The organism is Thiomonas sp. FB-Cd (assembly GCF_000733775.1).
In the GTDB taxonomy this organism is placed as follows: Bacteria; Pseudomonadota; Gammaproteobacteria; order Burkholderiales; family Burkholderiaceae_C; genus Thiomonas_A.
Genome location: NZ_JPOE01000002.1, coordinates 1278307 through 1290742, shown reverse-complemented (window position 1 = coordinate 1290742; position 12436 = coordinate 1278307). Strand labels below are relative to the sequence as shown.

At 63.0% G+C, this 12436-nt stretch carries 4 protein-coding genes; 3 read left to right on the top strand and 1 reads right to left on the bottom strand.

Features of this window, described 5'->3' with window-relative positions; genetic code table 11:
* Window positions 1-4 precede the first annotated feature (4 nt).
* From CD04_RS0106230 to CD04_RS0106215, 3 genes are all read left to right on the top strand, one after another.
* A complete protein-coding gene (locus CD04_RS0106230; protein WP_051848982.1) occupies window positions 5-859 on the top strand; it encodes a YaiO family outer membrane beta-barrel protein in 855 nt (284 codons plus the stop codon).
* Window positions 859-1689 carry a hypothetical protein gene (locus CD04_RS0106225; protein ID WP_031405097.1) on the top strand — a complete coding sequence of 277 codons (831 nt, stop codon included), beginning with the start codon at window positions 859-861 and terminating at the stop codon, window positions 1687-1689. The genes CD04_RS0106230 and CD04_RS0106225 overlap by 1 nt, the downstream gene beginning before the upstream one ends.
* Before the next feature lie 547 nt (window positions 1690-2236).
* Window positions 2237-3460, top strand: a complete 1224-nt coding sequence (locus CD04_RS0106215) for an RNA-guided endonuclease TnpB family protein (protein WP_031405094.1) — start codon at window positions 2237-2239, stop codon at window positions 3458-3460.
* Window positions 3461-3711: 251 nt separating this feature from the next.
* Here CD04_RS0106215 and CD04_RS0106205 read toward each other — a convergent pair whose 3' ends face one another.
* Window positions 3712-12366, bottom strand: a complete 8655-nt coding sequence (locus CD04_RS0106205; RefSeq protein WP_038167533.1) for a glycoside hydrolase family 94 protein — start codon at window positions 12364-12366, stop codon at window positions 3712-3714.
* Window positions 12367-12436 lie beyond the last annotated feature (70 nt).

The window sequence follows — 12436 nt, the reverse complement described above, 5'->3', positions numbered from 1 at the left end:
CCTGATGCAAAGAAAAAACGTGATTCATCTGGTCGGCAGCTTGCTGGCATGCCTCGCCGTGCCGTGCATGGCTCAAACCAACCTGCTGCCAGCCGCTGTTCCGGCTGCTGCGCCAGCCGCTGCCCCGGTCGCCCCGACCCCGACGCCGGCCTCGACTCCGATCGAGATCGACACCTACGCCAGCTATCAAAGCCTGTCAGCCGGATATGGTCAGTGGAGCGAAACGGGGGTGCTCGGCACCGATGCAGTGGGCGCCAATGTGCTCCAGGGCCAGTTGGCGGCCATGCGACGGTTCGGTCAACCGGGCAAGTATGCCGGGTTCGGCGATACGCTGACGCTCAACCCCGATTGGTATGCCAGTTTGACCGTGGGTGCGGGTGATGGCGCGTTCTACCTGCCGCGCTATCGCGTCGATGCGTTTATCAACCGTAAGCTGCTCGCACAAAAAAACCTGGTTGCCACGCTTGGGCTGTCCTACTACCTCGCGCCCGATGGCCACACCGACAGGAGCGTTGGTCTGGGCGCCATTTACTACTTCAGCCAACCACTCGTTGTTCAAGGCGAAGTGCGATTCAACAACAGCAGTCCGGGAAGCGTCGATACGCGCCAGCAGTTCGTTGCGGCGACGTGGGGGTACGCTAAAAAAACCCAGATCATCGGGCGCTACGCCTGGGGCATGGAGGGATACCAGACCATCGGCGCTGGAGTTCAACTGGTTGACTTCTACAGCACCGACGCGAGCCTTGCCGTGCGCCACTGGCTCGGCCCGAATTGGGGGGTTTCAGCCATGCTGGAACGCTACCGAAACCCCTACTACGACCGGCAGGGCGTCACGCTCGGGCTGTTTTGGCAACTGTGATGAAATCCGCACCCCTGGAGTCACACGAACGCAGCCTCGCAAGGTCCGATGCACTGCAGGCCGCAAAGTTGGCGTTGGACGAGGTTCGGTCAAGCTTTCCAGGCCCGGGAGCCCATCGCGCCATGCGCAGCGCTCCGCTACGTTCGGGCGCCTTGCTCCAGTCGCTGACGTGGGCCGTGCTGTTCACGGCCCTGTTACTGTGGGGTAAGCAGCCGTTGATGCACGGGTGGCGGGAGGTGATCTTGTTCTGGGGTGGGCATCTGGGTATCCCACTGCATGCCGGGCGCGCTGAGTCTGGGCTTCTGCTCTGGGTCCAAGCGGCCGGGACCTCCGTGATGCCAACAAGGGGCATCGTCCTCGCCACGGCCGCAGCGGTGATCGCCCTTTATGGGGCAACGTTCTGGATGAGCGATGCGATGACGCCGTTGAAATACCTGATCCGCACCTTGTGCGTGGTCCAGGCCACGGCCATCGTGTTTTTCACGTTCGAACCCTCCCTGTTCACCTACACCATCCCAGGGCATTTACAGGCCATTTTGAACGCTGGATACGGCGTCATGCTCGCCGTGCCAATGCTGCTCGCGTTGGGCTACGGAATACTGCCCATTCGCGGTGCACACCGGTTCCTCCACCCCGCGGGGGTACTGGTCTACTTTGCACTGATGGTGCCGCACATGGCGGTTCTGCATGCCGTCGTGCTGCAACACCTATCGGTGCTGTTTATGCCCCTGCTGTATCTGTGCTTCGGTGTGGTGTTTGATGTCATGATTTTTGTGGCCTTGTATTCATGGCTCGCAAGCCGTGTTCCTGCCGATGCGCTGAGTGGATGATGCGGGAAGCCGTCGCGCGGTTTTGCGGCGATATGCAATCCAAAGCCTTACGCCTGGCAAAATGTTGCAGCACAAGTTTTGAGCAAAGCAATCGCCCAGTCCCCGACTGCAGCGGCACAAGGCGCTTTGTCGTGAAAGCGCCTGCGCGGCCGTCGATCAGCCCATTGGCGCGACCCCGCGTGCGGCCGGATCCCGGAACACCGGGGGTCAGCGTGCGCATCGCCAGCGCCCGTACGTTGAGCCTCACCCGATCTCAATCGCGGGACTGGTGATCGACCGGGCCCGGTGCAGGATGGACCGCCGATGCGCCGCGTCCTTGGAGCCTTCCCGATCAATCGTGTCGATGTTTTCGGTGCCCGAGGGTCGCGGGGCAAAGCAGCCATGCGCATGCGTTACCCTGGTGCTGCGGATCGGTGCGCTGTCGCCTGACGCATGATCAGATGCGCGGCAAACCTCCCCGTGCACGGGGAGGAAGGACAGCGTGGATGCCACAGGCATCCTTGTTGGTCTTGAAGTGGCGCCCGATGCGCTGTACATTCACCCAGTCATGAAGCGACTCCAGGCGTTCAAGTTCGAGCTTCGGCCAAACGGCCAGCAGCAGCGCCAGATGCGACGCTTCGCGGGTTCGTGCCGGTTCGTGTTCAACAAGGCGCTGGCGTTGCAGAAGACGAACCACGAGGCGGGCGGACGATTCATCCGCTACGTCGACATGGCCAGGCATCTGACGGCCTGGCGCAACGGCGCAGAGACGCCGTGGCTCAAGGATGCGCCGATCCACCCGTTGCAACACGCACTCAAGGATCTGGACCGCGCCTACACCAACGTCTTCGCCAAACGCGCCGATTTCCCGCACTTCAAGAGGAAAGGCCAGGGCGCGAGCTTGCGCTACCCGGATCCGAAACAGATCAAGCTCGATGCGGCCAACAGCCGCATCTTCTTGCCCAAGCTGGGGTGGCTGCGCTACCGCAACAGCCGCGATGTGCTCGGTGCGGTGCGCAACGTCACGGTGTCCAGCAGCGGCGGCACGTGGTTCATCTCGATCCAGACCGAGCGTGAGGTCGAGCAGCCCATCCCGAGCGCCACCCGCGCCATCGGGATCGACGTGGGCATTGCCCGATTTGCCACGTTCAGCGATGGCACGTTCCTGGCACCGCTGAACAGTTTCAGGGCGCACGCGGTGCGGCTTGCGCGGTACCAGCGGGCGATGAGCCGCAAGGTGAAGTTCAGCAAGAACTGGACGAAAGCGAAGGCCAAAGTCACAAAACTCCACCAGAGAATTGGCAATGCCCGGCGCGACGCCCTGCACAAGGCCACGACATCCATCAGCCAAAACCACGCGATGGTGTGTATCGAGGACTTGCAGGTGAAGAACATGTCGCGCAGCGCTGCGGGCATGGCCGAGCGACCGGGCAGGAACGTTCGGGCCAAGAGCGGCCTGAACCGGTCGATCCTGGACCAGGGCTGGGCCGAGTTTCGCCGGCAACTGGACTACAAGCTCCAGTGGAGCGGCGGATGGCTCGTGGCGGTGCCGCCGCACCACACGAGCCGCACCTGCCCATGCTGCGGCCATGTGGCGGCTGAGAATCGCCGCACGCAGTCGCAGTTCAAGTGCGTGGCGTGTGGCTACGCGCATCACGCCGATGTGGTCGGCGCGATGAATATTCTGGCGCGGGGACACCGCGTTGCAGCCTGTGGAGAGGTGGCGCATTCGGGCCCCTCGATGAAGCAGGAACCCACCGAAGCGACTGCGCACGAGGTCACTCATGCGTAGCGTCGCAGGAATCCCCGTCCTTCCCGCGCAAGCGGTGGCGAACGCCAAGGGCGGGGAGGATGTCAACGAGCACGCTTGGAATCGCTCATCCAGCAAGTTTCATGTTTTGCACCTGCGGTGGCGAACGACGCGCATGCGTCTGCAACAAGGTGGCGGCGAGACCCAAACCTGGGCCTCCGCAACGGCGCAAATCGAAGTCCCTGACCCCCGAAACCCGCGCGACAACGCCATGCGGTAAGGGGCGGGAGCGGTCATGCGCCAGGCCTGTGACGGATCTCGACCTGATGCTCCAGGCCATCGTCGATCAGCCCGATGCTCGACCTTGCCATCAGCTCGCCGTCCATGATGCAGCTGTTGTTCTCGTCGACATCATTGGTCTGCAGCACCGTGATGTGGTAGTTCGTGTCGCCATGGCGGTAGTGGAGCTTGAATGAAGGCCAGTCAGCCGGCAGTACCGGCGCGATGCGCAGGCTGTTACCCTCCCGGTGAAGACCCAAGAGCGACTCCACGATCAGCCGGTACATCCAGCCGGCCGACCCGGTGTACCAACTCCAGCCGCCGCGACCCACGTGCGGAGCGACGGCGTAGACATCGGCGGCCACCACATAGGGCTCGACCTTGTAGACTTCGATGTCAGCGGCGCCTTGCCCGTGGCGGACCGGATTGATCATGCGCAGCAGTTCCCATGCGCGCGCCCCGTCACCGAGTTCGGCAAACGCCATGGATGCCCAGACTGCCGCGTGCGTGTACTGCCCACCGTTCTCGCGTACGCCAGGTACATAGCCCTTGATGTAGCCGGGATCGAGGGCGGAACGGTCGAATGGGGGATCCAGCAACTGCACCAGCCCCTCGGCGCGGCGCACCAGCCGTTTGTCGAGCGCATCCATGGCTGCGCGTCGGCGGCCCTCGCTGGCAGCTCCGGACAGCACCGACCAGCTTTGCGCGATCGCGTCGATCTGGCATTCGTCGTTCTCGGCAGAACCCAGCGGGGTGCCGTCGTCGAAATACGCGCGCCGGTACCACGCGCCGTCCCAGGCGTGCTGCTCGATACTGGCGCGCAGCGTGGCTGCCTCGGCTTCGCAACGCGCGGCGAAGGCCGTGTCGTCGCGCAAGCGCGCAATCGGGGCAAAGCGCAGCAGCACGTCATGGAGAAAGAACCCCAGCCAAACGCTCTCGCCACGCCCCTGATCGCCAACCCGGTTCATGCCGTCATTCCAGTCGCCGCTGCCGATCAGCGGCAATCCGTGCAAACCTCGCGGCATGCTGTGTTCGATTGCGCGCACGCAGTGCTGATAAAGCGTCTCACGCAGTTCCGAGCGAACCGGCAAATCGTAGTAGGCCTCCTCGTCAAAGCCGACGCGCCGCCCTTCAAGGTAACCGGCGCTCTCGTCGAGCACACTGCGATCGCCGGTGACGCGTACATATCGGCTGGTGGCCAGCGGCAGCCACAGATAGTCGTCGGAGCATCGCGTGCGCACGCCGCGCTCCATGGGCGGATGCCACCAATGCTGCACGTCACCCTCGGGGAACTGATGCGCGGCGCACAACAGCAGATGCTGGCGTACGGCTTGCGGCGAGGCATGAATCATCGCCATCGCGTCCTGCAGCTGATCGCGGAAACCGATGGCGCCACCCGACTGGTAATAGCCGCTGCGGGCCGTGAAGCGGCTGGCGATGGTCTGATACATCAGCCAGCCGTTGACGAGGACGTTGATGGCCGGATCTGGCGTCTGCACCTGGATTTTGCCCAGGAGCTCGTGCCAGTGGGTGCGCACGGCTTTGAGTGTCGCAGCCGCAGTGCCGAGTCCGCGGCACCGCTGCACAAATTCGCTTGCCGCCTTGATGTCGCCGGCCGTGCCCAGACGGAAGATGACTTCGTGCTCGTTGCCAGCATCGAGGTCGAAGACGACCTGGATGGCTGCGCAGGGGTCCAGGCCTGCGCCAACCTGGCCTGAAAGCCGGGCGTTGGCCATTGCCGCGGGCGCCCGCAGACTGCCGTTGCGGCCTAGAAATTCGCTGCGATCGCCACTGACGCTGCGCGCGGGGTCGTCGACATCGAAAAATGCCACCCTTCCCGGGAACTCCATGTTGTAGCCATTGCGCGCAAAAATCGCGCCAGTCAACGGATCGGACATGGTCACCACGTGCATGGCGGACTTTTCAGGCAGATCGCCAAGCACCCATTCGACGTAGCCGGTCGCGGACAATCGGCGCATGCGAGGAGATGCGTTGCGCACCTTGAGGACCGAAAACTTGACGGCCGAGTCCAACGCCACATAGATCCACAGCTGCGTTTGAATGCCGTCCTCGCTGTGCTCGAACACGCTGTAGCCGAAACCGTGTCGGGTGAGATAGACGCCTTCGCCGCGCCTGGGTAGTGGCATGGGCGACCAGTAATGGCCGGTCTCCTCGTCGCGCAGGTAGATCGCCTCTCCGCTGGCGTCGGTGACCGGGTCGTTGTGCCAGGGCGTCAGCCGGAATTCGTGCGCGTTCTCGCTCCACGTATAGGCGCCGCCGCTTTCGGACACAACCGTGCCGAAATGTGGATTGGCCAGGACATTGGCCCACGGCGCTGGTGTCATCTGCCCCTGTGCAAGGGTGATGACGTATTCGGCGCCATCCGCGCTGAAGCCCCCGTAGGGGTTGCGCAGCTGCAGGGGCAGGCCAGCCGATTCGGGAGGCGGGTTTGCGGAGCCGGGTTTGGCGAGGCGGCTTCTGGTGGCCACGAAACGTGCCAGCTGGGTGTGCATGCGGCGACGTCCGATCTGCTCGGACAGGGCACCGCTACCGTCCATGAGAACGATGCGCGCGGCGGATTGCACCAGAATGCGATCTTCGTCGGAAATCTGCTGCGCCTGGCGCACAAAAATGCCGCCGGGACGATCGATCAGGCTGGCTTCGACCCCCGATGCGATCAACCCCATGATCAAGTCCTGCAGCCGCTGCCGGTAGCCGGCGCGGTCCTCATTCCAGATCACAAGATCCACCGCCAGGCCCTTGAGCCGCCAATACGCATGCGCCTGCACCAGCTGGCGTACGAGTTCGATATTGGCGGGATCGGCGATGTGCAGCAAAACGATCGGCAGATCGCCGGAGATTGCCTGGCCCCACAACCCGGACTGACCACGGCGGTTGGCACGCAGAATGCTGGCGTCGGCACGCAGCGCGGCGCTGGCGTAGATGACCGATGCGGCCATTTCCTCATAGAGCTGTGCGGCGGCCAGGCCTGCGTTGATCTGGCGCAGCAAAACCTGGCTGTGGGTCCAGGCCAGATCGAACACGCGGTCGGCCAGATGGCGGTCGCGATATTTCCCGATCAGATGCATGCAGGCCTCGCGGCTGTCGCCGACGCCGGTGACCATATCCACCAGCGCTGACTGCTCCGGTTGGAGCGTGATGCGGCAGCGAATCGCCACGATCGGGTCGAGCACCGACCCTTCGCTGTCGCTCAGGCGGCGATGCACCCCCGAGGTGCTGTCCATCGCGGCCGGACTGGCCACGCTGCCGCCGCGTCCGATGAAGCGGGCGCGGTCGGTTTCGTAGGAAATCTCGTCAATGTCGGCATCGTGCACGGCCAACAAGTGACACAACGACGGTATGTGCTCGGTGCTGGAGCGTGGGCGCCGCGTGCAGATGATCGCCTGCAGCGCCCGCACGAGCTCGCTCTGGACAAACAGTTTGCTGAACGCAGGATGCAGCGCATCGGCTATCGCCGGAGCCAGAACAACCTCCGCATAGCTGGTGATTTCGATGGTCCGTGCCACGCGTGCACGGTTGGTGATGCGAACGCGGCGCAACTCGATATCGTCCTCGGGTGACACCACGATTTCGGTATGCGTGTCGAAATCGTGCTCGCGTACGCGAAACTCGACTCTCGCATCGGAAAGGATCGCCTCGCTAAGCTCTGGCTTTTTCAACGTTGGCTGATGCGCGCTCGACCAGAATTCGCCGCTGGCCACATCGCGCAGGTAACAAAAAACCCCCCAGCTGTCGCCGCTGATGTCCTCGCGCCAACGGGTGACGGCCAGGTCACGGAAGCGGCTGTAGCCGCCGCCCGCGCTGCTCACCATGACGTGGTAGCGTCCATTGGAGAGCAATTGCACGGCGGGTCGCGACTTGTCCGGATCGGTCACGACACGCATGCGGGAACCGGCTGTGCGCAACAGCACGTTCGGCGCCTGGAGTGCCGAGGCGTGACGATACTCCGAAGCAGTTTTCGGCACCCGCTCCTGCAAGAGCAGAAGCGTCGCCCGCAAGCTTGCATCGGACTCGAAACGCCTTTGCATCGGGCGCTGCCTGAGCACGTAATCCAACGCCAAAAGGCTCATGCCCTGGTGGTGCGCCATGAACGAGCGGATCACCGCCGAGTCCTGCCCGCGCGATAGGCGCGCAGGTGTGTAGTCAACGGCCTCGTACAGTCCGAAGCGCCCGTCCAGACCCTGGTTGGAGAGGCGCTGGAGATTCGCACAAGCGGCGTCCGGCGCCACCATCAACGCGAGCGCAGACGCGTACGGCGCGATCACAATTTCATCACCCAGCCCGCGCTTCAAGCCGAGTCCGGGCACCCCGAACGCGCGGTACTGATAATTAAAATGAATGTCCAGCGTGTTGTAGCCAGACTCGGAGACGCCCCAGGCCAAACCCAGTTGCTTGCCGTATTCAATCTGCCGGGCCACCGCTGCACGGCACGTCTGATCGAGCAGTGTCCCCTGATAAGACGGCATCACCAGCATGGGCATCAGGTACTCGAACATCGAGCCGGACCACGACAGCAGTACAGGCTCGCCGCCCGCGGTGGTCAACAACCGGCCGAGCGCGAACCAGCTCTCCTGGGGCAACCGTTCCTGCGCGATCGCCACGAAACTGGTCAGCCTGGCCTCCGAGGCCAGCAAATCGTAGGACCCTGCGTCGAGCCGGCGCTCCTCGACGTTGTAGCCGATCGAGAGCAAGTCGCTTCGGGCATCGAAGAGAAAGTCGTAATCCATGACCGCAAGGTCGCCCGCCTGTTTCACAAACTCGTCGATGGTTGCGATGAGCACGGCGGCCTTGTGTTGCATGGCGGCGGCTGCGGTGGCTTGGGCCATGGGAGCCCCAGGTCGCACGTCGAGATCCGCCAGCTGGCGCAATGTGGGAATTCCATCGGCCCCGTCAGGCGCAAGATCTGGGGACGCGAAGTTGAATTGGACGAGATAGGAATGGGCGTCACGGCATTGACCGACCAGCGCCTGCAGCCAGAATTCCGCCTCACTTGCACCTTCGGCATGGTGCGCGGCTGCATTGATGGACTCGGCGTGGTCGAGGAGCCGCTGCATGCAGGCCGTGGCCGCCGTCATCGTCTGCGGCGTCGCGGCAAGGGCGGAAGTGAGTTCGTCGCGCAAACCCTCCAGAGGCCCCGCGTCCGAAGAACCCGTGCGAGCCGCTTCGCACAATAGAGCAAAGGTGTCTTGCACACCCTGGAGCACGCGCCAGTCGAACAGCGGTTCATCTGCAAGCGCGAGCAAGCCAGGGCGCAATGTCAACAAATGTCCGGCGAGGTTGCCGCTGTCCACGGTCGAGACGTATCGCGGCGGCAGTGGCTGCAGCGTCAACGTGTCGTACCAGTTGTAAAAATGGCCGCGATGCCGCTGCATGCTTTGCATCGTCCGCAGGGCGTGGCCGGTGCGCTCCACCAAACGGCCCGCCGTCAGATAGCCCAGATCATAGGCCGCGAGATTGGCCAGCAGCGCCAACCCCATATTGGTGGGCGAGGTCCGGTGTGCGGTCACCGCAGTCGGTTGCTCCTGAATATTGTCCGGCGGCAACCAGTTTTCCCGCGAGCTGACATGAATCTCGAAGAAAGCCCACGTCTTGCGCGCGAGCCTGTGCAGAAATTGCAGCATTTCGGGGGTCGGGACAAATGCTGCCAGAACTGGGGGGTTGCTCATGCGCCAGGCGATGGCCGGCGCGAGCAGCCACAGCAGCAGGAACGGCAGGGCCACGGCCAGCGCATACGGCCGCACCCATAGCAGCCCAAGCGCGCCGAGCAGCGCGAGAAAGGGCGCGATCCACATCGACCTGTACAGGCCGATCAAATCGTTGGGGCTGGCGCGCTCGGCATCTCTGGATGGATTCCACTGCAGCAATTGGCGCCTGCTGATTCCCAATCGCCACAGCGTGCGCGCCACAGCATCCAGGGTGTACAGCGCCTCGTGCGGAAGCCACGCCAGATAAAGCAGCGCCCGCAGGAAATGCTGGCCAGCTGCGTGCAAGGCGGCGCGCAAGTGTTGCTTGAGTTGCACGTCGCGCGGCTTATGAACCATATCCAACCACGAGGACAACAATGCGGGAACCAGCACGACGGCCAGCACTGCTACCGTCCACGCAACCACTTGCACGATCGCGATCCAGCCGAACAGGAGCAGGGCCAGCAAGGCGGACGGGACAAAGCTGCGGCGCAGGTTGTCGAAAATCTTCCAGCGTGAAAGCACAGTCAGGGGATTGCGCTCCCGGCCTTTGTCCTGCGTAGGCGTCCATGGCATCAGCCATGGCAGAAGTTGCCAGTCTCCACGAATCCAGCGGTGGCGCCGACTCACATCGGCGAGGTAGCGGGGTGGATATTCCTCGTAGAGGTGAACATCGCTGATCAGCCCTGATCGTGCGTAGCAGCCCTCCACCAGATCGTGACTGAGGATGCTGTTCTCGGGGAAGCGGCCATCAATGGCCTTCTCGAACGCATCGACGTCGTAGATGCCCTTGCCGATGAATGAACCTTCATGGAACAGATCCTGATAAACATCCGAGACCGCGCGCGTGTAGGGATCGATTCCTGCGTCGCTGCCGAAGAGCCTGGCATAGCTCGAGCGTGCAGCGCTTGGCAGGCTGATGCCCACACGCGGCTGCAGGATGGCATAACCGGCGACGACGCGCCGCTTGACGGGGTCGTAAACGGCGCGGTTAAGGAGGTGCGCCATGGTGCCGATGAACTGGCGTGCCGAGGTTCGCGGCAACTGGGTGTCGGCATCCAGCGTGATGACGTACTTCACATCGCTCAACACCGCGGTGCGGCCAACGATCAGGGAGAATTGCTCGGGACATCGGCCGCGTAACAGCGCATTGAGTGCGGCAAGCTTGCCGCGCTTGCGCTCGTGCCCCATCCACAGCTTGTCCACGGAATTCCACCGTCGTGGGCGGTGAAAGAGAAAGAAGCGATCGGTGTGGGGATCCACATCGGGATAGGCTGCGTTGAGCGCATCGATGCGTTGTCGAGCAAGCACAAGCAGCGACGCATCCAGCTCCAGCGTCTCGGCCTGGGCGTCTGGAAAATCCGTCAAAAGCCCGAAGTGCAGGTAAGGCTCGCGATTGGCCAGAAAGTGCACTTCCAAGGCATCGGCCAGATCTTCGACATCCTGCGGCGCTGAAAACATCGAAGGGATGACCACGAGGGTGCGAGCCTCTTCGGGCAGGCCGCTGGAATAGTCCATGCGCGGCAGCCTGTTCGGCGCCACGACGATGGTGACGAGCCAATTCACCAGACTGATCGCCAGCTGGCTGGTCACGAGCACGACAGGAATGGCAATCAGCCACGATGTCCAACCGTGTATTGCGCTGAGCTGCATGGCCTGCAGCAAGGGGCGCGCAAGCAACGCCGTGAGCAGTAAGACCAGACCCAGATAGATCTGCAACGGCACCCGGTCAATCAATGATTGCAAGGCTCTTGCCGCTTTATACGGTTTGACGATGTGCCGCCTCAGTGCCGGAAGGCCCTTGTCCACCAGGTAAAAACCGACATGGGCTTCAACCTGCCCACGGGGCCCTTGCAGCTTGCCTTCCTTGGCGCATTGGATGGCAGCGTGCGCCACCTCGGTTTCGGACAAGGTACTGTGCCTCGCCAGACTCTCCACCACGTGGCGGTAATGATCGCGCGTGGCGAAGTCCATCGCGGCATAGACACCGGCGGGATCCTCGCGCAGGACGTGCTCGACGCTGCTCATGGCTTCGACGAATTCGCGCCAGTCCATCGCCGAAAGCGCGCGAAGGCTTCCAATGCTGTTGCCGATGGATACTTGATCGGCCGCCTGCTGCTGCGCCTCCAACTGCACCAGGTGTTCGACGCCATGCCCCGATTCGGAAAGCCGTTGTTCGATCCAGGTCAAGGCCAGCGCCAAAGCCGGTCCCTGACCCTGCAGCCGCCGCGTCAATTCGGCGACAAACGAGCTCCCCATCGGTGGGTTCGACCGCGCCATGTCGGCAACCACAAGCACGACGCTCTTGGGGTCGCTTTCAGCGGTTTTGGTCATCCGGTCGGCCCACTGGCTGGCCAGATTGCGGTCGGCCCAGTTGGTCATGACGCGCACCGCGACGCGGCGCAGATTCTCGATCAGCGCCAACCGGAGCATGATCGGAATGGCCCAAAGCTCACCGAGCGTGAGGAGGCTCACCCTCTGGTACGAAGCCACGAAGCAGCTCAGGCTCTCGCTGTCCACCCGGCCATCACCGTGGGAAATGGTTTCCAACGCAATGTCGTAGACCCGGGGCAACTTTGCAGACGGCCCGTTGAGCAGCCCTGGCAGCTCGCGGCTGTAACCTTTAGGTAAATGCCTTTGTGCAGTGCGGATCTGCTCTTCGATCAGGTAGTAGTTGTCGAGCAACCACTCGCCGGCCGGCGTGATGCGTTGGCCAGTACGTAAGGCCAGCGCAAGCATCTCGCTGGCCTGTCCGAGAATGGCTTCGTTATCCGACAATCGCGCCAGCAGAGAATTGTCCCGCGAAACATCAGTCGATCGATGCCGGCGGGCAAGTACAGCTCCATACAGGTCCATCTGCTCGGCACTGAACAGTTCCGAACGCAGGGCAGGTTCGTGTTCAAGACTTCGACGCAGAACGGACTGGCGAGCAATACGGTCTCGCAAATGGGTGAGGTTGAACAAAGAGGCTGGAGAGCGAATCTTCAATGGTTGCTACACATGCGCGATGGTGTGCCAAGTGGGTGGTGGACGT

Coding starts and splice junctions, on each gene's coding strand:
- CD04_RS0106230 (WP_051848982.1), top strand. CDS start 5: ATGCAAAGAAAAAACGTGATTCATCTGGTCGGCAGCTTGCTGGCATGC.
- CD04_RS0106225 (WP_031405097.1), top strand. CDS start 859: ATGAAATCCGCACCCCTGGAGTCACACGAACGCAGCCTCGCAAGGTCC.
- CD04_RS0106215 (WP_031405094.1), top strand. CDS start 2,237: ATGAAGCGACTCCAGGCGTTCAAGTTCGAGCTTCGGCCAAACGGCCAG.